This window comes from Peribacillus simplex, from assembly GCF_001578185.1.
GTDB classification, from domain to species: Bacteria; Bacillota; Bacilli; order Bacillales; family DSM-1321; genus Peribacillus; species Peribacillus simplex_A.
The window spans coordinates 4,726,377-4,748,982 of sequence record NZ_CP011008.1; the positions used below are offsets into that span (position 1 = coordinate 4,726,377).

A 22,606-nucleotide genomic window follows, 5' to 3' on the forward strand; every position below is an offset into this window, starting at 1 on the left:
GCCTGCCACTTTAGCGGCAGGCGTTTTCTCATTGGTTTCGATTTTAAAACGGATCACTTCCACTTTCAGGTTCTAAAGCCAAGGTTACCGGTGCTTGTGCACCCTCCGAAATCTGTTCAGTCGCTGCATGTTGTTCTTCAGTAGCAGCACTCGTACCATTTGCCCGTTCTGCAGAGATAACCGCTATTACTTTTATTGAATGTGCTCCAGCAGTAACATCCTTAGAAAAGATGATTTACTTTCCTTGTACTTTTAAATATTTCATCTTATTTAGAAACATAAGCTACTTCTTTATATTTTCTAAAGCTCTATAAGCATTTGCTTCTCCTGAACCAAATAAAGCATCTTGTCCTTTCTTTCCATAGTCAAGAGTTGTTTGCTTAATACGTGCTGTTACTTGGGCAGGTTTATACTCCGGATGAGCTGCCTTAATAACTCCTGCAATTCCAGCTACTTGAGGAGTGGCCATAGAAGTACCAGCACCAAACTCATATGAAGTACCTAAATAGGTAGGCCAAGTACTTAGGATTAAGTTACTTGGATCAGCCGCCGCAGGATCATTGGTTTCTGCATATTTAGGCCCATAATCTCCTCCAGGAGCTGCCACGTCAATAGCACTGTTTCCATAATTAGAATAGAAAGCAAGCTGCTGAGTTGACCATTTTGTGGTGGCAGACACATTAATAACTCCTGGCATTTGTGCTGGTACTACAGTTGCAGGCCCTTTCACGCTTACTCCATATGGTTCATACATTTTATTTAAAAATTCGTTTACTTCCTTCTTGTCATCTAAATTTAAACTTTCATTACCACTACCGGCTACTACAGTTACTCCATTCTTTACTGCATATTGAATTGCTCTCTTCCAAAGTAACGTTTCAGCGACTGATTTATAACTTTCTCCCTCAATTGTCATTTTGGTATTATTATAGAAACGAAGAGACATATTAATAACATCTACCTTGTCGTTTGTTGCTGCAATAATTCCATCTATAATCCAAGCTGGTAATCCAAGGGCTTGCTCTGAGTAAAGTACGCGATAGGATCGTATTCCTAAATCTGGTCCTACACCTTTTACTTTACCATTTGCTCCAATGATTCCGGCAACGTGTGTACCGTGCCCATTGCGATCTTTTATATCAGTAGGATCACCTGTTTCAGATTCATCCATTCCAGCAGGAACAAGATTACGTCCACCTATTATATTACTCTTTAAGTCAGGATGAGACTCATCAATTCCAGTATCAATCACTCCCACCACTGCTTTATGAGTAATACTACCATCTTTATTTTTATATCCGCCTGTTTCTAAATCATATGATTTCCCATCGTTGGTCACCCTTTGAATATCCCATTGGGAGTCCCAATAACTCTCTGAATTTTGCTGGCTGTTGATACTAGACTCATAGTTATAAGGGCTGACTGCTTTTTTGTCTAAGGTTAGGGGAATTTCTCTGTTAGCAGCTTCAATTGAGGAATTACCTTTTAGGTTTTTAAGAAAAGAAGGCTCGTCAGATTGAGCTTCTATTCCTCCAACTTCGGGAAGAACTTTAATAACTTTACCACCAGCTTTCCGTATTACCTCTTGATAATTCTCTGGTAATCCACTTTTAAAAGCTATTGCGTATGTGTCTTTCATCTCCTGATTTTGACTCTTAGCTTGGGTAGGAACACCACCAACGGACAATACCCCTGCTCCTACTGCAATCGAAAGTACCGTATGTAGAATTTTCTTTTTCATATGTCTCCTCCTATATATGGAAAATATTCATCATTTACTATCTTAATATACAACAACTTAAATTCCAAGTTTCCCTAATAAATCTCATATTATTGAAATAAAGAATGAATATTTTTTAATAAATAAAAGAGCAGCGTCCCGTGATAAAGCTCGGAATACTCCTCTCATTATTATTTGTGATGAACCAATATGTATCGTCATTAGTCCCAACGTTAAAAACATAAATATATTAAATGGAATGACAAAAATAGCTACTGTACGCAACTCCCCAAAGTGAATAAGTCGATATTGAATTTGATTTACCCTATTCCATTTTGATAAAGGTTCATCACTTCTTAAGGTGTTGCAAATAATTGACTGCCTATTGGATTCTCCAGCACACTTAAGAAAACAATTAGAATAAAGAAGATCCTGGCCAAGATCGACTCAATCGTTTTGCCCGCTGATATTTTAATTCCAATCCAACACCAAACATGATAGCTAATAGTCCAAGCAAAAAAGACCACCAAATTGATGATCTTTTAGGAATTTCTAATTTTCAGCTTATCCTTTAATTAACCGGACATTTTTTCCGAATTTTGAACCTGCCCTTTTCAAATAAAGGAGTACGGTTAAGAAAATGACCACCTCTGATAAAGGAATGGCCAGCCATGCAGCATTCGTCCCGAATATAAGCGGCAATGTCATCAGGAATATAAGCATGAAAATGAATTCACGCCCAATCGTGATCCAGGCTGCCATCTTCACTTGCCCTATGGATTGGAAATAGGTCATCATGACAAAGTTGACTCCCATTAGGATATAGCCGCTAAAGAAGATCCTAATCCCACTTGTTGCAAGTTCTTTAACATCACTTGAAAAATCACCGAATAAATTCACGATGGGAGAGGCCGCAACCTGTCCCAGGAGGGTAATGGATATTCCCGCACCCATTGCCGTGAAAATGGCAATGCGGACCGTTTCCCGCTTCCTCTTTTCATCTTTTGCACCATGATAATAACTTACAAGCGGCTGGATTGCCGATCCTATGCCGAGAAACATCAACAGCATGACACTATGGGCATAATTCACAATCGAAAATGCAGCTAATCCATCGGTGCCTGCAAGGCGGGAGAACGCATTATTATGAGCGATGGTAAAGACGGATACACCTATTTCCGCTAAAAAACTAGGAAAACCGATCATCATCGTCATCATGAAAAGTGACCTTTCAAAACGGAACTTGACGAGACGAAGCGTATTCCTCTTTGTGAAGAAATGCAGGCTGAGAACCACTATCCCCAACGCGGCTGCAATGATTGTCCCATATGCTGTCTCACGCACCCCTAATTCAAGTACGTAAAGGATAATGAAATTCAACACGAAATTCGAAATGGCTGTAACGATAAGGGAGGCCATGGCCAAATTCGGATTGCCATTGTTCCTGACGAATATGCTTAAGGTGTTTTCCAACGTGAAAACAAAGCCCAGCATCAAGAATACATTCATGTAGTCCGTTGCAAAGGGAGCGGTTGCCTCATTGGCTCCTAGTGCATAAACAAGCTGATGGTGAAAAGCGTAGGCAATCAGACCAATGATTACGGTGAATATCGTAATCAGGATGATGGAATGGGTGAAAATAAAACGTGCACGACCATAATCCCTTGCACCCATGCTTTGTGAGTAAAGTGTCGCGCCGCCTACTCCGATCCAAATCGACATCGCTACGAAGATCGTATAGATGGGCCCTGCGATATTAACTCCTGCAAGGGCAACCGATCCAAGTTTATTGCCGACCATCACGCCATCGACAACAAAGTTCAATGCCATCAATACCATTCCGATCATAGAAGGAATCAGATAGCGAAGAAAGACCTTTCCCGTCGAATCCACCTCAAGTAGATTTAGTTGTTGTTTTTCTCTTAATGACATGTATACCATCCCCTGCTATTTTACCTTACCTTGAAATCCCTCTCCAAAAAATGGACCATGACGCCTCAAGTTTTTCTGCAACCCGCTCTGGATTATCGGCATAAACCAATTCGACCATGATGGCCACGATGATACCTGAATACGCCAATGTCAGGGTCCGCGCATCCCCTGTACTTAAAGCCCCCTCTGATGTCCATGTTTGGAATATCTCTTCCATTAAGGCTTCCTGTTGAACCAGGAGATCATCAGTCTCCTTCTGAATTTCATTGTATAGATGTGTTGGCGGAAAGAATCCCATGCGAAGCCAGAACTTTAAACTCTCCACCTCTTGGAACATCTTGATCATTTCTTCCAAGAATCCGTATAGCGTCTTTTCCGGATCGCTTTTGCGCATCATATTGAAATACTCTTTATAAAACGAAAGCTCCATTTCCTTGGCGTCCTTAAGGACAGATAAAAACAGGTCGTCCTTCCCTTTAAAGTGAGAATAAATGGATTGTTTCCTTATTCCGACATCTTCTGCAATTTGGGAAAGTGAAGTCCCCTCATAACCATGAATCGTAAAATATTTAAGTGCAGCCTTTTTTATTTCATCGCTTTTCATAATAACGTTCACCTTTCATTGCCAATTTTCTTTTTTGTATTTCTGATAAACCTATCATAACCTAACGAACGGTCGTCAGGAAAGTTTTTATAGAAATGCTCTGTTTAATTTTTACGCAATGTCGTTTTAAAACAGTTGCAGAATTTATCATATCCAAAATGGAAATAACTATCACTAACGCTTGAAACAGGCTAAACTAATGTGTTTAATTATTTAGCTACTCAAAACAAGAAGCGTATTCGATTTATATTTCTTCTTAATTTGATTGAGCCAATAAACACTCCAATCATATCCCCAGTGAAAAAAGGAGGATAAGATCCGCCTGTCGAAATGATAGTCATAATAAAAAGGAGGATTCATATGAAAAATCAGGTTACCCCCTATTTAATATTCGACAGAAAAGCAAAGGACGCATTAGCATTTTATGCAGAGGTATTCCAAGCAGAGATTACCGACCTGCAAACTTACGGGGAAGCTGATTTCCCAACACCAGAAGAAGCGAACGACCTTGTTTTGCATGCCAAAATCAAAAAAGGCGATATGTTGATCATGGTATCCGATACGTTTCCAGGCAATCCCCTTGAAGTTGGGAATAATGTATCGTTAGTCCTCGAATGTGAAAGCGACTCGGAAATCCAGCATTTATATGATGCCATGTGCGAAAAAGGATTATCCTTAATGGAACTGCAAGATACCTTCTGGGGGGCTAAGTATGGTAAGGTCAAGGATCAGTTTGGCGTTCAATGGGACTTGAATTTCACAAAATGAATGTAAAAATGGCCGAAAATACGACTTGTATCTCCGGCCATCTTTTATTTCAGCCAAACACATGAAAATAATTCAAGACATTTTTTCCAATCAGCAGAATTGTGACGCAAATGAATAATAAACGCACATATGAAGCACCTTTCTTAATAGCGAAATTCGTTCCAACCAAGGCTCCTGCAACCATTGCAAGCCCCATCGGAATTCCATAGGCAAAATTGACGGTCCCCATTGATAAGAAAATGATAAGTGCGGCTATATTGCTTCCAAAGTTCAATATTCTTGCATTCCCAGCTGCCTGGACAAAATCAAACCCGATGATCAAAAATGAAAATAACAAAAAGGAACCTGTGCCTGGTCCAAGAAAACCATCATAAAAGCCAATGGCAAATATAATGACAATCAAAAGAATCATTTTCTTCCGTTTCAGTCCTTTATACTTTGCATCTTTACCCCAATCCTTTTTTACCACCGTGTAAATCGCAACAATGACCAATAGGATCAAAATGAGGGGCTTTAAGATCTCTGCGGAAACGAAATGGACAACATATGCTCCTATTGCCGCTCCAGCCATAGTAATCGGAAACAGCTTGATGACGAATTTGAAATTGACTTTTCCAGCCCGAATGAATGAAATCGTACTCGTTAAAGAGCCCATTGTACCCGCCAGCTTATTGGTGGCAAGTGCCGCTGAAGGCGAAATCCCCGTGAACAATAAAGCCGGAATCGAAATTAACCCGCCTCCGCCAACAACGGAATCAATGAATGCGGCAATAAAACCTGCCAGTATTAAAAATAGCAAAGTATAGAGATTGATATCCTCCATATATTCCCCTTCTTTCGGCTAAAACGCCATTACTCATTTTTCAACCAGATGGTCGAATAACCTTTCCTCTGAAGTCACCGTAAACCCATGCCGTTTAAGCAAAGCCGCGGTCACTCCATTCCCTACCTTCTTGTTCCCCATGAAATCACCATTATAAATCGTCGCACTTCCACAGGATGGACTATTTTCTTTTAATACGACAAGCGTCGCTCCGACTTCCTTGGCTTTCAATAATGTCAGATTGGCTCCTTTTATGTACCATTCCGTTACATCCCGGCCAGACTTTTCGATTATCTTCGCTTTTCCATCAAGGACATCCTCACCTTCACCGCCAATTATCTCAGCAGGTTCCCTAGGCGTCGAAAAACCTCCAAGCAACTCAGGGCAAACCGATATAGCCTTTTTCTCCCTCATTAATTCCAGAATCCTATCATCCAGGCTGTGTGTACCGTTGTATCTCACCTCAAGACCTGCTAAACAAGAACTCACCAAAATCATCAAATCACCCCAGCTCATGCTTTTTACACCATTTTACCATTCTTTTAGCATCTTCATTTCGAATATTGACCATCAACCAGAACTTTGCGGTGACGGAAGATAAGTCGTTGGTCGATTTATTAACGCGTAGGTCATTAATGCTGAATTCCGCCAACCAAATCAACAAAAAAAGCGCTTGCAGCGAAGTGAATTCTCTGCAAGCACTTATCTATTAGTTAGTCGAGTTCAATGATAGTAGTTGGTACGTAATGATGGTTTCTCCACTGGTCCATTCAACTTTTTGGATAACAGCTGTTCCGCTTGAATCAGATTGAATCGTTTTGCGGACATCGATTGGGATATCGATCGGGTATAACCGGTAACCTTCTTTCGACAGCCGAAAAATATTTTCTTCTTCACGGGTTTCTTTCCCTTTTGTAACGATCATGGTATTGAGTTCCATAGGCATGCCCATGTGTATTTCCTCCTCTTGCAAATATACTTTGAATATACTTCATTCTATCATCATTCGGTTTTGTTTTTCATCCAAGATGTTAAATCTTCGACAACTTTTCTGTTAACGGCCGGCGGGAAGAAATGTGTGAATTGAGGGAAATACCAGCTTTCGACCTCTTTGTCGTGCATTTTCAACCTTTTCTCCAACCTGTACGCGTGTTCAATGGCGACATTGTCATCTTTTTCACCATGAATGATCAGAACGGGCACATTCAAATCTTCAATTGCAAACAATGGTGTACGGTATTCATATTGTTCTGGGCATTTTTTTGGTGTTCCGCCGATGACCCGCTTCATCATCCGACGCATATCGACACGCTCGACGTAGGTTAAAAACATATCCGATACACCACCCCATGTGACGATTGACGCTGCATTCCTGCAGTATATCCCCGTCCAAAGCGCCATGATGCCGCCACGGGAAAATCCGAGGATATGAATGTGATCCTTGTTCACTCGGGGGTGCTGTTCAAGAAGATTGAATCCTGATATCGCGTCGAACCTATCTTCGCCTCCAAAATCCTCATCTCCCTCTCCGCCTTGATTTCCACGGTAAAAAGGGGCAAAAACGATGAAACCTTCCACGGCATACTGCACAATCCTTGCTGGCCTCACCTTGCCGACATTTTTAATCCCCCCGCGTAAATATAAGAAGGCATCATGAATTTCGCCATCAACTGGTTCAGCTAGTAACCCCTTCACTTTCAGGCCTTGTGATATGTATGTAACTGAATAAAGATGGATTTGTGGATGCGGTGATGGAAACCGCCTTTTTGAAATAATCGTTCCGTTCTCCAATTTCCACTCTCCTTTCTCTTTAATCTTATTGTAAAACATCCGCTTGTTTTTATCCCCTGGGAGGCATTCACATTTTTTTCTTCCATTCATACGATAATGTAGGCAAAATACCTATTTATCAAGGAGGAAGGAATTTTGAAAAAATGGTGTAAAGCAGGTGTCGTATTTATACTTCTGTGCATGCTGGTGATCCCGCTCGGAGCATGTGGCAACAAGGACAAGGAAACAACGAAGGTGAGGGTGGCCGAAGTGACCCGCTCCCTTTTCTATACACCGCAATATGTAGCGATCGAAAAGGGATTTTTTAAAGATGAGGGCCTAAGCATTGATTTGAAAACGACGGCAGGCGGCGACAAGACGATGACCACATTACTGTCCGATGGAGCGGATATTGCTCTAGTTGGGTCTGAAACATCGATCTACGTTCAAGCCCAGGGTTCTAATGACCCCGTCATCAACTTCGCTCAATTAACACAGACGGATGGAACGTTTCTTGTTTCACGTGAAAAAATTGATAACTTCAGATGGGATATGCTGAAAAACTCTACATTCCTAGGCCAGCGAAAAGGCGGGATGCCGCAGATGGCCGGCGAGTTCGTATTGAAAAAACATAACATAGACCCGAAAAAAGATTTGAACCTCATCCAAAATATTGATTTTGCGAATGTCGCAACTGCCTTCGCTTCCGGAACCGGCGATTTTGTTCAACTGTTCGAACCAACTGCCAGTGTATTTGAAAAAGAAGGAAAAGGCTATATCGTCGCTTCTTTCGGCACCGAATCCGGGCATCTTCCCTATACGGTTTATATGGCTAAGGAAAGCTATTTGAAAGAAGACAAAGAGACTGTCGAAAAATTCACAAGGGCATTGAAGAAAGCACAGGATTGGGTTCAGGAAAATGATGCTTCGGAAGTCGCCAAAGTCATTCAGCCGTATTTTGAAGATACCAATATCGAGACCATGGAAACAGTTATCAACCGCTACAAAGAACAAGGTTCATTTGCCACCGACCCCATTCTTGATGAAGAAGAATGGAACAATCTGCAAAACATCATGGATGAAGCAGGCGAGCTGCCTTCACGTATAAGCCATGATGAGCTGGTCAATACCGATTTTGCTGAAGAGGTCATAAAATAGCATAACTAAAGGTAAGGAGGATGTCCGATGAGCTTTTTAAAAATCCAAGACATTCACCATACTTATTTTTCAAATCAGACGGCAGCGACCGCACTCGCGGACATTTCCCTCGACATTGAAAAAGGTGAATTCGTCTCTTTTCTAGGTCCGAGCGGCTGCGGAAAGACTACCCTGCTTTCCATCATCGCTGGACTATTTTCGCCCACCTCGGGAAAGATCCTGCTCGAAAACAAACCGCTGAAGGCCAACAGTGCCCTTTCAATTGGCTATATGCTGCAGCAGGATTATCTATTTCCATGGAAGACGATAGAAGAAAATGTTTTATTAGGATTGAAACTGATTAAAAAAGATGAAGGCCTTGAGAGAATAAAGACGCTGAAACTATTAAGTGACGTTGGATTGGGCGGCACCGGAAAATTATATCCGCGCGAACTCTCAGGCGGAATGAGGCAAAGGGCTGCACTGGCACGGACACTGGCGGTCGACCCAAAAATCCTTTTGCTTGATGAACCCTTCTCGGCCCTTGATTACCAAACGAAGTTGAAGCTGGAAGACCTTGTTTTTGAAACCCTGAAATCGTTCGGAAAGACAGCCGTGCTCGTCACCCATGATATCGGTGAAGCCATCGCAATGAGTGACCGCATCTATCTGTTTTCCGCGAACCCGGGAAGCGTGCACAAAACATTCGAGGTGCCCGATGAACTGCGTGAAATGACGCCTTTCCATGCCCGCAACCATCCACAGTATCCAATGCTATTCCAAACGATCTGGAAGGAGCTTGAGAGCCTTGAATATTGAACAGCTTCATAACCAATATAAAACCAAGTTAAAAAAGGAAAACAGGCTCATTCGCTTTTATCAGATCCTGATTTTCATCGTTTTTTTCAGCAGTTGGGAACTTTTTTCCCGGATGGAATGGATAGATCCGCTCATCTTCAGCTCCCCAACCAAAGTGTGGCATCTTTTCATACAAAAATTGGGTGATGGAACACTGCTTTCCCATTCCGGAGTGACGTTATTCGAGACGGTTCTCGGTTTTATCATAGGGACACTGCTTGGAACGATCCTGGCATCCCTGCTTTGGTGGTCGCCAAGATTATCAAAAACGCTTGACCCCTATCTCGTCATTTTAAATGCCATGCCGAAAGTGGCACTCGGCCCCATCATCATCGTAGCATTCGGCCCTGGCTTTCCATCCATCATCTCGATGGGAGCGATCATCTCCATCATCATCACCACCATCGTTGTCTACACCGCATTTCGCGAAGTGGACCCGAACTACCTAAAGGTACTCCAAACTTTTGGCGCCACAAGAACACAAGCCTTTCGGGAAGCCATATTACCCGCCTCCTTCCCAACGATCATCTCGACATTGAAAGTGAATGTCGGACTCTCCTGGGTCGGCGTCATCGTCGGGGAATTCCTTGTCTCTGCGAAAGGACTCGGTTACCTAATCATTTATGGCTTTCAAGTCTTCAACTTCACCCTCGTCATGCTCGCCTTGATGATCATCGCCGTCTTTGCCACCATCATGTATCAACTTGTCGAACTGCTTGAACGAAAATTAATCAAAGACTAACCTACTGCCGAAAACCCTCGGCAGTTTTTCATTTATGCTGGGATAACTCTGAGTTTGGGCAATTTATCGTGAGTTTAGGCAATTTACTCGTGAATTTGGGCGTTTTACTCGTGAGTTTGGGCACTTTACTCTTTTTTAGAGAGAATTACTGCTAACCAGCTTTGATATGCTCAACGGCACAATCTCATCTTTCATGATGAAACTAAACTCATCACCCAGTACAGCCGGCAATGCTTCCAAAAAGATCGGGCCGTCCGTTTCCAGGTAATCTTCTTTCTTTTTCACCTCACGCAAATTAGCATAGAATATCGATTTAACGATTGGCTTAACTGGATCATGTACTTTATATTGTCCCAGAAATTGAAGCTTCCCCACCAAGCCCCCTGTTTCTTCATACACTTCCCGTATGGCTGTTTCTTCGATCGACTCCCCTGCTTCCCGCTTACCTCCCGGGAACTCCAACCCCCGCTCTCTGTGTTTGGTCAATACCCACCTTCCCTTGTACCTGCTGAGTACAAAAACATGCCAAGACTCTCCAAAAACAGGATCCTCGGAGAATTCCACCTTGTATCCGTTCGTATCAAAAAAACGTTTCATTTTTCCCCTTCTCTCCATATAAGAAATAATGCTTTATTTCATTGGACTCGTCTTTCATTATATGGATAAAAAAAACCACAATCCAGCAAGAATCTCCATTACATCAAAAAAACGATGGCCCCCTCAATATTCAAGGCCATCGTCTGTTGGTTTTGCCTGTAAAATCCCCATACTTTCTATATGCCGTCTTCCTTCTTCTGTTCCTAGTGCATAAATCATCTCATAAATTTTTTGGAGAGTGATATCCTGTTTATCATTTTCCCGGTCAAAATGATATTGAAGGTATGGGACATGTGCCCTGTAAAAGTTTTCTTCCCCTATCGAATAATTATAATCAAATAACTCACGTAACTGGATGATTTCATTATCGGTCGCCTCGATCTCAAAATTCCATGGAGAACTTTCTCTATCCTGTGTTATCTGCCCGTTCGGAAGCCAAATGTAATACTTTTTCCTGTTTTCAGACACATTCATCCACCCTTTCCATAAATCCTACGCTTATTTTTTCACCTAATTCCCTACTTCATACAATGGAAAATTTTGTTTACAGAAGTACAAAGATGTTAAATAATAGATTAAAGTATCTTTCAAAGGGTAAAACATATAATAAGCCCAAGCATCCCTTCAGATTTTTATATGCACCCAGAGGTTTTTTTGATAACCTACATATAAAGAGATAACGATTTCTAATAAATGTGAGGTGAAAGTTTTGAAGTTAATTGAAGAATTATACAATATGTACCGTAATAAGATGACTGGTGATGAAGAAGATATTGATATGCTTACTTTTGCGGTTCTGGAGCAATTGGACCGTAAGGAGATTTTCGAATTGCTTCAAGAGATGGATGATCAAGAACTAACCAATCTAATGGGCCTTTACATTATTGAAACGTTAAAAGGGAAGTTCGCTCAAAATAGCATGAACGACACGAAACCTACACACTTTCCGCCACGGAATATTCATTAATACATACCTGTCTGGTGTCCCTCCTTTGATGGATGCCTTTTTTATTGTTTTAATTTTTCCTCCATTAAAAAAAGCCCTACCGAAGTAGAGCTTTCCCTAAACCTTAATGTCCTAAATATGCACGCAGCATCCAAGCATGTTTGTTTAAGCTTTTCTTCATGCCTGTCAGCATATCGGCCGTAACCGGATCTTCTTCTTCGGCCACTTCGATAATTTCTAAGAACTCTCCGGAAAGCTTCTCAAAATCACTGATGACGCTTTGAACCATGTCTTCAGTATTTTCGTTACCTGTCGCTTCTTCGATCGTAGTCAAATCCAAGTACTCTTTAAGGGTAGCGACCGGTTTTTCCCCAATGGCCAATAGTCTTTCAGCCAATTCATCATAATTGGCTGTCACTTCTATATATAGTTCTTCCAATTTTTGATGAAGTTCAAAGAAGTGCGGTCCATTCACGAACCAGTGGTAATTATGAATTTTCGTATAAAGAACACTGAAATTTGCAATTTCCTTATTCACTAATATTCCTAATTTTTTCTGAGCCATAAATATCTACCTCCGTAAGTTGGTTATACCTTTATAATTCCCTCTATTCTAAAATTGAAACATTATCCGCTCCGGTTCTTATGCTAAAATGAATCTAAATTGTGAACGTTAGGAGCTGTAAAGAATGATTACGGTTTTAGTTATCTCCATTATTGTGATTCTTATTGTTTTGGCATTATCCGTCCTGACAATCGGAAAAGGTTACAGCTATAAGCATACAGTGGATCCCATTGACCCTTTGCCAGAGGATGAGGGGAAAAAGGAAGAACCCGAAAAATGAAAAAAAGTTCCTGTCACAAACTGACAGGAACTTTTTTTATTAACCGAAAACTTTATGAAGGTCTTCTTTATCTTGAGCAAGCCAGAAATTCATTAATTTCTTTGCTCCTTCAAGATCATGTAATTTTGCTTGGCCGCATTGTTTTTCATTTGCAGCTGGAATTTCTGTAATTTGAACAGCATCCTTGAATGTATCTTCAAGTACATCGATTATTTCCGTTACTGACGGTTCGCCGCTGACCACAAGGTAATATCCTGTTTGACATCCCATTGGCGAAATATCGATAATATCAAAATGATCGTAGCGCTCAGAATGCTTACGGATATTGAAAGCAAGCAAATGTTCCAATGTATGGATCGTATCCGGCTTCATCGCTTGTTTATTAGGCTGGCAAAAACGGATATCAAATTTATTAACAACACCATCTGTTCCTACCTTATGGACACCGCAATGTCTAACATATGGGGCTTTAACAGCGTTATGATCTAATTCAAAGCTTTCAACTGAAGGCATTTAATTCACTCCTTAATTGTATGTATCTCTATTCTACCTTGAATAACAATAAATTTCATCCATTAAAAATAATTCTTATTAAATCCATCGGATTACCCATATACCCATTCCTTTTTTACCCTTATTGGAAATTCAGAAAATATGCTATAATTCAGGGTAGTGAATTTACTCGAAAAGAGATGAAAGCATCGTGTTTAAAAAAATATTAATGGGAATCATCCGTTTTTACCAAGTTGCCATTTCACCATTAAAACCGCCTACTTGCCGTTTTTACCCAACTTGTTCCCATTATGGTTTGGAAGCGATCAACCGTTTTGGCCCTATAAAAGGAAGCTGGTTAGCCATCGTCCGGATTCTTAAATGTCATCCGTTTCATCCAGGAGGCATTGACCTTGTTCCAGAAAAAAAGAAAAAAGGTGAAGACCATTAGAAAAAAACCTTGCTTTCTTTTATAATCTTTTGTATTATACAGAAGTCAAATCGTAATCATTTCGTTTTTATAGATGAAATTCAAATCGTAATCAATACGAAATATAAGGAGCATTTCCATATGAAAAATCGAGCATTGCTCTCACTTTTCCTTGTTACTGTGCTGTTTTTGTCAGCCTGCGGCAACTCAAAGGGAGATTCCACTAAGGAAGCCAAGGATACCTTAGATATATATACGACGGTGTACCCATTACAATACTTCACGGAAGCCATTGGCGGGGAGTATGTGAACGTCAAAACGGTTTATCCACCCGGAACGGATGAACACTCTTTTGAACCCTCTCAAAAGGATATTGTAAAAATGGCGGAGTCAGACCTGTTTTTCTATATTGGCTATAATCTTGAAGGCTTCGTGACGAAGGCTCAACCAATTTTAAGCAAAGAAGGCGTCAGAACAGTCGCAGTAGGCGAAACGGTTCATCTTGATGAAGGTGAGCATGCATACGAAGACGAAGACGAGCATGAACACGAAGACAGTCATGACCATGGGGGCGTTAATCCCCATTTGTGGTTAGATCCCATCTATTCAATTGACATGGCTAAAACCATCAAGGACGAATTAACGAAGAAAATGCCTGAACATGAAGACTATTTCAACAGCCACTTCAACGAGCTTTCCAAAAAACTGAAGGCACTTGATAAAAAACTCGCGACGACAATCGAGTCGGGCCGTACCAAAAAGATCATCGTTTCCCATTCCGCATATGGTTATTGGGAGGAACGCTACGGACTTGAACAGATTGGAGTTACAGGACTAACGTCTTCAAACGAACCCTCTCAAAAGGAACTTGCGAAAATCGTAACCATGGCCGATAAAGAAGACTTGAACTATGTCATCTTTGAGCAGAATATCAGTTCTAAACTAACAGAGATCATCCAAAAGGAAATGGGAGCGAAATCGCTTAAGCTCCATAACCTATCCGTGTTGACGGATAAAGATATCGAAGCGGGCGAAGATTACTTCAGTTTAATGGAAAATAATATAAAGACACTGCAAACTGCGTTGCAATAGTCAAAAAAGGCGGGTCCTGACGGGTCCGCCTTTTTTGTCCCCCAATAAAAAAATGGACTCAAAAGTCGAAGCTCTTGAGCCCATTTTCATTATTCATTTAAATGCTTCTCGCGGATTTTTTCCATTTTCGTCATCAATTCCGTGCCAATCGTGGATTCGAATTCCGGATAGATAACCGTCATTTCATCCATCCACTCTTTCTTTTCATCATCTGACAATGTATAGATGTCGATATTCGATTTTTGCTTGATTTCCAGAAGCTGTTTCTGATTCAATTCATTTGATTTGATCCATAACCATTTCGTCGTATCATCCATCGCACGTTTGATTTGCAGCTGAATATCCAACGGGAGATTGTCCCAAAACGGCTTGTTTATCATGACGACATACCCTAAATACCCGTGATCACTGATCGTTAAATATTTTTGCACCTCATATAATTTCTTGGAATAGATATTCGAGATCGTATTTTCCTGGCTGTCCGTTTTATTGATTTCAAGGCTTTTAAACGTTTCATTAAACTCCAGCTCCGATGTTGTCGCCCCAAAATGCTTAAATTGGCTTGCCAGGACTGCACTTGGCATGATTCTAAAACTCTTTCCCGCAAAATCGCTTGGATGCCGTATCGGTTTATTGCTTGTAATCTGTTTATAGTTATTCGACCAAAATGCGAGTCCCTCGATATCCATGGAATTCAGCTGCTTAAGCAGCTCTTCCCCCACTTCTCCATTCAAAGCTTCCTTTAGCGCAGTGTCCGTTGGAAAGACGTAGGGAAGGTCCAATAGCATCCATTTTTTTGATATATTCGTAATCTTAGATGTAGTTGGAGCAATCATCTGCACCTTGTTTTCTTGTAACGCATTAATTTCTTCATGATCACTATATAATGATTGATTAGGGTAAACTTCAATTTTGACACGATGATCTGTATATTCATCGACAAGTTTGGCAAATCGGTTCGCAGCTAGCCCCTTAGGCGTATTTTCGGCAACGACATGACTGAACTTAATCACGATTTGATCCTTCATCCCCACCTGCTCCTCATCCTTTGGCAAATTGAAACCGAAGCTTGTAAAGAACGATTGAAACGATATATAAACTGCTATCAACAGCCCCATGCCAATTAAAACGAAATACCCCCATAATGCCCGCATATCGACAACTCCCTACCGCTCACTTCACATTATCACTATTCTATCACAGCCTTTTTGCTGTCGTAATACAATGCGGGAAAAAGTAGCGAAAATAGATAGAACTTCTGTTACTATTAAGTATAGAAGTAATGGAGGAACAACAATGGATAAATCCTTTCATATGCCCATTCAATTTAAAATCACCCTGCTATCATTCGTAATCGTCGCTTTTTCGATACTTATAGGCGGGATTTTTATATTTGGAAATATCGTTTCAGTCAGGGAAGATGAAATCGGCAAACGTTCCATGATCACTGCACATACCATTGCCGAACTCCCTGAAGTACAAAGATTGGTCCGTGAGCCTGAAGGATGGACGCAACTCAATCCGATGATTGAAAATTTAAGGAAAATCCATCAAGCGGATTATATTGTTGTGCTCAACAATCAGCATATACGCTATTCCCATCCGGTGTTCAGACAATTGGGGACCCCATCTAGCAGCAATGACGAAAGCCCTGCGTTCGCTGAACATGAATACCTTTCAAAGGCGGCTGGCGAACTCGGCATTTCCGTTCGCGCCTTTGTCCCGATCCTTGATAAGGATAACGAGCAAATCGGCGTTGTACTGGTTGGGAACATCCTGCCGACGATACCTGAATTAATAAAGGATTTGAAAAGTGAAATCGCGATTATCCTTATCCTTACACTCCTATTCGGTGTATGCGGCTCATGGCTCTTGGCCAGACGGATAAAAAAAGAGACCTTCCAACTTGAACCGCATGAAATATCACGGATGTTGGTTGAAAGGACCGCTGCCTTCAATGCCATGCATGAAGGGGTCATCGCCATAGATAATAATCAAAAAATCACGATTTTCAATGAAAAGGCTAAGCAAATGCTCAATATCAACGGTCCAGTCATTGGCAAGAATATCAATGATATAATAAATGATACCCGGCTGCCAGAAGTGCTCGACCGGACATCCCCCATCTTCAATCAGGAAATATCCGTTCAAAACAGGAATATTGTAAGCAACCGGGTACCAATAAAGATTGCGGATAAAACGATAGGCGCCGTGGCCATTTTCCAGGATCGCACCGATGTGACGAAGCTAGCTGAAGAGTTGACCAGTGTCAAAGCATTCGTTGAAGCCCTGCGCGTTCAGAACCATGAACATATGAACAAACTCCATACGATAGCAGGATTGATCCAGCTAGGTAATCTGGACGAAGCACTGCATTATATTTTTCAAATCACGGAAGAGCAAGAGGAACTGACCAGGTTTTTAACGAAGCACATTCACGATGATAATTTAGTGGGGCTTATATTAAGTAAGATCTCCTTGGGAAGGGAACTCGGAATCGAACTCATCATGGACAAGCACACGAAATTGGACCAATTCCCAGCTGATATGGATCATCACGATTTTGTTTTGATAATCGGAAACCTGATCGAAAATTCGTTTGCTTCCCTAAAGCATTGTGCAGAAGAAACAAAACAGGTTTATCTATCCATTTACCAAGATGAACGGCATTGTCAAATCGTGCTTGAGGATAATGGACCTGGTATTCCCGAGGACATTCATAAAGATATATTCGAATATGGTTTTACAACAAAAGGTGCGGAAGGATCAGGAATTGGTCTTTATTTAATAGACCAAATTGTTAAAAAGGCGAACGGCGAAATGAAATTCACGACACGCCCTAACGAAGGGACAAGCTTTTTTATTTCTTTTCCCATGCACGATATAGAGGAGAACCAAAATGACTAAAGAATTTCGTGTACTTTTAATTGAGGACGACCCAATGGTCCAAGAGGTTAACAAACAGTTCATCGAGCGCCTGCCCGCCTTTAAAGTCGTTGATACAGCTTCAAATGGGCTTGAAGGTTTGGTGAAAATCAGGAAGATTAAACCCGATCTTGTCATTTTGGATATCTTCATGCCCTCTTTAAACGGGGTCGATACACTTTATCAAATCAGAAAAGAGCAAATTGATGTGGATGTCATCATCATTTCGGCGGCCAATGACCAGAAAACGATCCGAAAAATGATACAGAACGGGGCTTTTGACTATTTAATCAAACCATTTAAATTCGAAAGGCTAAAACATACACTTGAACAATATTTTGCTTTTCGGATGGAGGTTGAACCTGACCATCAAATCTCTCAAAATCAGCTCGACCGAATTCTCTTTCAAAATAAAACACCTTCTGAAACGAGTCCGAAATATGATGTTCCTAAAGGATTGAATGGAGCTACTCTTGAGCAAGTGACGAGATTCATAAAAACTCAGCCTGGATCTTTATCGGCAGAAGAAGTGGCTGATGGAATAGGAATCGCCAGAGTTACAGCAAGGCGCTATCTTGAATACTTGCACGGCGAAGAAGTCCTTCAGCTTGACGTCCAGTATGGCAGCATCGGCCGTCCAGTTAATAGGTACCGGCTTAGAAAAATTTAAATCGCATGGGGACCGGCCAGAACCGAAACGGTTCCCTGTTAACTTTCATTCATTACGCTCCCGTCTTTCGATCATATATGCCCCACTTTCTCTTCAAAAGAAACAGCTCACACTCCGCCAACGCCGTCACTTCTTTAATGACATAGTCCGGCATGCCTCTTCTTAATAGAATTTCCGCAATAAGGTACGGTCTTTTCATATACTCTCCCCTCCCTATCCCTTAGTTGCCATCCTTTTATTTCATTATACAAAATAATCCAATAAAGAAAAAATAGTCAAAGCCCCATTTTCAAAAAAAATATCTGACTGATCGGGCCATTTAAATGATTTCCCTTCACTAAAATCCCGTTTTATAAAAGGAATGCTGGAGATGCAAAATATTTGCAGAATGTAGGCAAATTAAAAAAGATCCAGTGATTTCAGAAACCCGCTCCCCTTCCATAGACTGTCTGCCATGCCTCATCAAAGCAAGCGCCTGCGGGGTCTCGTAGCCAGTTATTCGGCAGGAGTAACCGAGTTTTCTTAACACCATGATTCGGGGGGTGACCTATCAAACCTGCTTTTGTCTACAAACTGATATTTGTAAGTATTCTATTAAAATCATTTTCTAAAAGGGTGGGATTTCCGTCCAAAATGTATTAAACGGGCTTTTTAGAAGGCATGCAGCGAATAATATATTACTGCGAGCCAGGGGGATTATTATAAAACGGGGGTGAATCTGCAATATGGATTCAAAAGAGGCGGGCCATGCACCTCCTTTGATTTTTTTCACCTGTAAAGTTTACTATATGTAGTCAAATCCTTTAGCCGCTTTTCATTGATGGCAAAACCGATTCCCGCTTTATCAGGAACCTGGATCATACCATTTTTGACAATGACTTCCGGATCGATTATATCCCCTTCCCAATAGCGGGATGAGGATGATATATCCCCGGGAATCGTGAATCCTTTTAATGTGGCAAGAGCGATATTATGTGCACGCGATATGCCAAATTCAATCATCCCCCCGCACCAAACGGGCACATCATTTCCCAAGCATAGATCATGGATCTTGACAGCTTCTGTCCAGCCCCCGACTTTTGCCATCTTAATGTTGATCACCCCACAGCTCTCGAGTGACAGCGCACTTTTGGCATCATGAAATGAGTTTATGCTTTCATCAAGGCAAATGGGTGTCTGCAGCTGTTTCTGCAAAATGGAATGTTCAACAATATCGTCATGTCCCAGCGGCTGCTCAATCATCATCAGCTTAAATACATCAAGCTTCTGCAGATGTGGGATGTCATCGAGCGTGTACGCTGAATTGGCATCTGCCATTAGCGGGATATCTGGATAGGCCCGACGGATTTCCGATAAAAACTCCAGATCATTATGAGGATTGATTTTTATTTTGTATCGCTGATAACCAGATTTTGAAAAATCCTCAATCTGGTGCATCGCGTCTTCAATATCATTGGATGCAACGACAACACCAGCGGCCACTTCACTTCGTTCGCCGCCAAAAAGCCGTCCGAGATAGACGCCATTCTGCTTCGCATATAGATCAAGTATTGCCTGTTCCAAAGCTGACTTCGCCATCGCATTCCGTCTGATTCCGCTCCATAAATTAGGCAGCTCATCAGGATGCCTAATCCGACCTGCCAATGTCAACGGTATTAAGAAGTCATCCAACATATGAAAGCATGTTTTGATCGTTTCCTCGGTATACCAAGGACTTGCAAAAGGCACCGCTTCCCCGTATCCAATCAATCCATCTTCATCCATGGCTTCGACAATTATCACTTCCCGGTCGGATACCGTTTCGAGATGCGTCTTAAATGGCCGCTTCAAAGGGGCCTTAACGAGCTTTAATGAAATGGAGGATAACATCATTGCCATTCCCCCATTCTCTTCTTCAGTTCCCTTCTCAGTAGCTTACTCGCTCCATTACGGGGAAGCTCCTGACAAAAAATCACGTTCCGGGGAATTTTATAGGCCGCCAAATATTCTCTGCAATACTCCAGCAGTTCACTCTCATTAGCCTCAGCGCCTTGATGCAAGACGACAAAAGCGAGTGGAACCTGTCCCCATTTTTCATCGTCAATCCCCGTCACACCCGCTTCGAAAATATCAGGGTGCTTACAAAGGACATTTTCAACCTCAGCCGGATAGACATTCTCACCGCCGGATATGATTAAATCCGAGCGTCGGTCTAGCACATACAAAAAGCCTTCTTCATCCAGATAACCAAGGTCCCCTGTATATAGCCATCCATCGGTAATAGCCTGCAGTGTAGCGTCCATTCGATTAAAATAGCCTTTCGTCACATTGGGACCTGAAACCACGATTTCCCCCACTGCACCCGGTTCACAAATATTGCCGTCTTTCTCTATCCGTAACTGCGAAGGGAACAAAGGTTTTCCCGCTGATCCGATTTTTGCCATGCTATCCTCCGGTGCAAGTGTCACAATCTGTGAGGACGTTTCTGTCATCCCATACGTCTGATAGACTGGAATTCCTTTTTCCTTACATATTTCAAGTAAATGAACGGGTGCTGGGCCGCCGCCTAACAGCATACAGCGAAAAGCTTCCGGATAGCTTGTTCCCTTCAAATCCTGCAACATCCTATTCACCATCGCCGTCACGACCGAAATGATCGTCACGCCATTTTCCTGGATGCTCAGGTTTGCTTCCCGTTCGTCGAACCGTTCAGCCAAAACGACCTTCATGCCATAAATCACATTTTTCATCAGGATGGATAAGCCGCTAATATGAAAGATCGGAACTGCACAATACCAAGAATCCCCCTCATGCAATCCAAGGTTCAGCACCGACCCGACAGCACTCCACCAATGGTTGCCGAAGGTTTGGATCACACCTTTTGGATTTCCTGTCGTACCTGAGGTATACATGATCGTAGCCGTATCCTCAAGATAAAACTCTTGAAGAATCTCTGCCGCTCCTTCATCCGGCAATTCCTCCATTAAGTGAAGGTGTATATTCGGGAGAATACAACCAATTTCCGAGAGTTTTTCGGAAAAGGAACCTTCTGAAACAAGATAGGAAGTCTCACTATCCTCAATCTGCCAAGCCAACTCTTTTGCCGTTAACTTATTATTCAGCATCACAATCTTCACACCGAGATAAAATAGTGCGTGGATAACGACAACACCATCAATATGGTTACGGAGTAAAACCGCGCATGAATCGCCAGCCCTCAGACCAATGCTTGCCAGCTTGCCAGCCATCTTCTCCGATAATGTATGCAGTTCAAGAAAGCTATACGTATGGCCTTCAAATTCAATTGCCGGGCGATCTGGTGAAAGATGCGCCCGGTTTTTCAGCCAGTTCGGCAACTTTTCTTCTGCCATGATTGCTTATCCTCCTCCATTTGATATAGAAAACAGCCCGGCGATTATCCGCCAAGCTGTCAGTCTCATCATTTCACGCGTTTCATCAAGGGAAACGAGGGAATTGCCCAAAGTCCGGATTGCGTTTTTCTTTGAATGCATCGCGGCCTTCTTTTGCTTCTTCAGTTGTATAGTATAAAAGTGTAGCGTCACCAGCCAATTGTTGAAGACCTGCAAGGCCATCAGTATCAGCGTTCATTGCCGCCTTCAAGAAACGAAGTGCAGTTGGGCTCTTCTCAAGCATTTCTTCACACCATTTAACGGTTTCCGCTTCTAATTGGTCTAAAGGTACCACCGTGTTTACCAATCCCATATCCAATGCTTCCTGGGCATTGTATTGACGGCATAGGTACCAGATTTCACGTGCCTTTTTATGGCCTACGATACGTGCCAGGTAGCCAGAGCCATAACCGGCATCAAAGCTTCCCACATTAGGTCCAGTTTGTCCAAATACTGCATTGTCAGCAGCGATCGTCAAGTCACACACCACATTCAGAACATTACCGCCACCAATTGCATACCCTGCAACCATCGCTACGACCGGTTTTGGAATTACACGAATCAAACGCTGCAAATCAAGAACGTTTAGACGTGGAATGTTATCTTCACCTACATATCCGCCATTCCCGCGTACTTTCTGGTCTCCGCCTGAACAGAATGCTTTGCCGCCTACACCAGTTAAAATTATGACACCTATGCTGGAATCATCACGCGCCCTTGCGAATGCATCAATCATTTCAGCAGTCGTTTTTGGCGTGAATGCATTATGTACATGCGGTCGGTTGATGGACACTTTCGCAATCCCGTTATATTTTTCATATAAAATTTCGTCATACTCACGTATTGTTTCCCATTGTACCGTCATT

Annotated in this window: 26 protein-coding genes; 10 read left to right on the forward strand and 16 right to left on the reverse strand. The window is 41.9% G+C overall.

The window, feature by feature from the left end; genetic code table 11:
• Positions 1-283: 283 nt before the first annotated feature.
• The 3 genes from UP17_RS22075 to UP17_RS22085 form a co-directional block, all read right to left on the reverse strand.
• Entirely contained in the window at positions 284-1,741 is a 1,458-nt protein-coding gene (locus tag UP17_RS22075) for a S8 family serine peptidase (RefSeq protein WP_061465316.1), read from the reverse strand.
• Between the two features lie 543 nt (positions 1,742-2,284).
• Positions 2,285-3,652 (reverse strand): MATE family efflux transporter, encoded by a 1,368-nt coding sequence (locus UP17_RS22080; RefSeq protein WP_061465317.1) that lies wholly within the window; start codon positions 3,650-3,652, stop codon positions 2,285-2,287.
• A 25-nt stretch (positions 3,653-3,677) separates the two neighbouring features.
• Positions 3,678-4,256 (reverse strand): TetR/AcrR family transcriptional regulator, encoded by a 579-nt coding sequence (locus tag UP17_RS22085; protein ID WP_061465318.1) that lies wholly within the window; start codon positions 4,254-4,256, stop codon positions 3,678-3,680.
• Between the two features lie 360 nt (positions 4,257-4,616).
• Here UP17_RS22085 and UP17_RS22090 point away from each other — a divergent pair, with 360 nt between their 5' ends.
• A complete protein-coding gene (locus UP17_RS22090) occupies positions 4,617-5,024 on the forward strand; it encodes a VOC family protein (protein WP_061465319.1) in 408 nt (135 codons plus the stop codon).
• A gap of 49 nt (positions 5,025-5,073) precedes the next feature.
• On the opposite strand, the gene UP17_RS22095 is transcribed toward UP17_RS22090, so the two are convergent.
• From UP17_RS22095 to UP17_RS22110, 4 genes are all read right to left on the reverse strand, one after another.
• Positions 5,074-5,847, reverse strand: coding sequence for a sulfite exporter TauE/SafE family protein (locus UP17_RS22095; RefSeq protein ID WP_061465320.1), 774 nt, complete (start codon positions 5,845-5,847; stop codon positions 5,074-5,076).
• Positions 5,848-5,880: 33 nt separating this feature from the next.
• Positions 5,881-6,345 (reverse strand): 2-thiouracil desulfurase family protein, encoded by a 465-nt coding sequence (locus UP17_RS22100; RefSeq protein ID WP_061466262.1) that lies wholly within the window; start codon positions 6,343-6,345, stop codon positions 5,881-5,883.
• A gap of 211 nt (positions 6,346-6,556) precedes the next feature.
• Positions 6,557-6,799: a DUF2584 domain-containing protein gene (locus tag UP17_RS22105; protein WP_061465321.1), complete on the reverse strand. Its 243-nt coding sequence runs from the start codon at positions 6,797-6,799 to the stop codon at positions 6,557-6,559.
• A gap of 50 nt (positions 6,800-6,849) precedes the next feature.
• A complete protein-coding gene (locus UP17_RS22110) occupies positions 6,850-7,638 on the reverse strand; it encodes an alpha/beta hydrolase family protein (RefSeq protein WP_250211717.1) in 789 nt (262 codons plus the stop codon).
• Positions 7,639-7,818: 180 nt separating this feature from the next.
• Here UP17_RS22110 and UP17_RS22115 point away from each other — a divergent pair, with 180 nt between their 5' ends.
• From UP17_RS22115 to UP17_RS22125, 3 genes are read left to right on the forward strand one after another with little or no spacing between them, the layout of a single operon-like run.
• Positions 7,819-8,775, forward strand: a complete 957-nt coding sequence (locus UP17_RS22115; RefSeq protein ID WP_155727545.1) for an ABC transporter substrate-binding protein — start codon at positions 7,819-7,821, stop codon at positions 8,773-8,775.
• A gap of 27 nt (positions 8,776-8,802) precedes the next feature.
• Complete coding sequence (locus UP17_RS22120; RefSeq protein ID WP_061465324.1) at positions 8,803-9,573, forward strand: ABC transporter ATP-binding protein; 771 nt, start codon at positions 8,803-8,805, stop codon at positions 9,571-9,573.
• On the forward strand, positions 9,563-10,354 hold the full coding sequence (locus UP17_RS22125; RefSeq protein ID WP_250211718.1) for an ABC transporter permease: 792 nt from the start codon (positions 9,563-9,565) through the stop codon (positions 10,352-10,354). The genes UP17_RS22120 and UP17_RS22125 overlap by 11 nt, the downstream gene beginning before the upstream one ends.
• A 135-nt stretch (positions 10,355-10,489) precedes the next feature.
• On the opposite strand, the gene ytkD is transcribed toward UP17_RS22125, so the two are convergent.
• Positions 10,490-10,951, reverse strand: a complete 462-nt coding sequence (ytkD, locus tag UP17_RS22130) for an RNA deprotection pyrophosphohydrolase (protein ID WP_061465326.1) — start codon at positions 10,949-10,951, stop codon at positions 10,490-10,492.
• 123 nt (positions 10,952-11,074) lie between these two features.
• The gene (locus UP17_RS22135; protein ID WP_061465327.1) at positions 11,075-11,425 is read right to left on the reverse strand and encodes a hypothetical protein; all 351 of its coding nucleotides are present in this window, start codon (positions 11,423-11,425) and stop codon (positions 11,075-11,077) included.
• Between the two features lie 226 nt (positions 11,426-11,651).
• On the opposite strand from UP17_RS22135, the gene UP17_RS22140 reads away from it, so the two are divergent.
• Positions 11,652-11,918, forward strand: coding sequence for a DUF6154 family protein (locus UP17_RS22140; RefSeq protein ID WP_397260664.1), 267 nt, complete (start codon positions 11,652-11,654; stop codon positions 11,916-11,918).
• Positions 11,919-12,021: 103 nt separating this feature from the next.
• On the opposite strand, the gene UP17_RS22145 is transcribed toward UP17_RS22140, so the two are convergent.
• Positions 12,022-12,462, reverse strand: coding sequence for a Dps family protein (locus UP17_RS22145; protein ID WP_061465329.1), 441 nt, complete (start codon positions 12,460-12,462; stop codon positions 12,022-12,024).
• A gap of 124 nt (positions 12,463-12,586) precedes the next feature.
• On the opposite strand from UP17_RS22145, the gene ytzI reads away from it, so the two are divergent.
• A complete protein-coding gene (gene ytzI / locus UP17_RS27080; RefSeq protein ID WP_081108936.1) occupies positions 12,587-12,742 on the forward strand; it encodes a YtzI protein in 156 nt (51 codons plus the stop codon).
• A gap of 39 nt (positions 12,743-12,781) precedes the next feature.
• On the opposite strand, the gene UP17_RS22150 is transcribed toward ytzI, so the two are convergent.
• A complete protein-coding gene (locus UP17_RS22150) occupies positions 12,782-13,255 on the reverse strand; it encodes an S-ribosylhomocysteine lyase (protein ID WP_061465330.1) in 474 nt (157 codons plus the stop codon).
• Between the two features lie 208 nt (positions 13,256-13,463).
• Between UP17_RS22150 and yidD the strand changes: the two genes are divergently transcribed.
• Entirely contained in the window at positions 13,464-13,685 is a 222-nt protein-coding gene (yidD, locus tag UP17_RS22155) for a membrane protein insertion efficiency factor YidD (RefSeq protein WP_375166273.1), read from the forward strand.
• A gap of 120 nt (positions 13,686-13,805) precedes the next feature.
• Positions 13,806-14,756: a metal ABC transporter solute-binding protein, Zn/Mn family gene (locus UP17_RS22160; RefSeq protein WP_061465332.1), complete on the forward strand. Its 951-nt coding sequence runs from the start codon at positions 13,806-13,808 to the stop codon at positions 14,754-14,756.
• Positions 14,757-14,845: 89 nt separating this feature from the next.
• On the opposite strand, the gene UP17_RS22165 is transcribed toward UP17_RS22160, so the two are convergent.
• The gene (locus UP17_RS22165; RefSeq protein ID WP_155727452.1) at positions 14,846-15,910 is read right to left on the reverse strand and encodes a DctP family TRAP transporter solute-binding subunit; all 1,065 of its coding nucleotides are present in this window, start codon (positions 15,908-15,910) and stop codon (positions 14,846-14,848) included.
• A gap of 142 nt (positions 15,911-16,052) precedes the next feature.
• On the opposite strand from UP17_RS22165, the gene UP17_RS22170 reads away from it, so the two are divergent.
• Positions 16,053-17,663, forward strand: coding sequence for an ATP-binding protein (locus tag UP17_RS22170; protein WP_061465333.1), 1,611 nt, complete (start codon positions 16,053-16,055; stop codon positions 17,661-17,663).
• A complete protein-coding gene (locus tag UP17_RS22175; protein WP_061465334.1) occupies positions 17,656-18,351 on the forward strand; it encodes a response regulator in 696 nt (231 codons plus the stop codon). Before UP17_RS22170 ends, UP17_RS22175 begins: the two co-directional genes overlap by 8 nt.
• 52 nt (positions 18,352-18,403) lie before the next feature.
• Here the strand turns inward: UP17_RS22175 and UP17_RS28000 are convergent, their stop codons facing one another.
• From UP17_RS28000 to menB, 4 genes are all read right to left on the reverse strand, one after another.
• Positions 18,404-18,550, reverse strand: coding sequence for a hypothetical protein (locus tag UP17_RS28000; protein WP_155727454.1), 147 nt, complete (start codon positions 18,548-18,550; stop codon positions 18,404-18,406).
• A gap of 569 nt (positions 18,551-19,119) precedes the next feature.
• Positions 19,120-20,223, reverse strand: coding sequence for an o-succinylbenzoate synthase (gene menC / locus UP17_RS22180; RefSeq protein ID WP_061465335.1), 1,104 nt, complete (start codon positions 20,221-20,223; stop codon positions 19,120-19,122).
• Positions 20,220-21,701, reverse strand: coding sequence for an o-succinylbenzoate--CoA ligase (locus UP17_RS22185; RefSeq protein ID WP_061465336.1), 1,482 nt, complete (start codon positions 21,699-21,701; stop codon positions 20,220-20,222). The genes menC and UP17_RS22185 overlap by 4 nt, the downstream gene beginning before the upstream one ends.
• Positions 21,702-21,786: 85 nt before the next feature.
• Positions 21,787-22,605 carry a 1,4-dihydroxy-2-naphthoyl-CoA synthase gene (gene menB / locus UP17_RS22190; RefSeq protein WP_061465337.1) on the reverse strand — a complete coding sequence of 273 codons (819 nt, stop codon included), beginning with the start codon at positions 22,603-22,605 and terminating at the stop codon, positions 21,787-21,789.
• Between the last annotated feature and the right edge of the window lies 1 nt (position 22,606).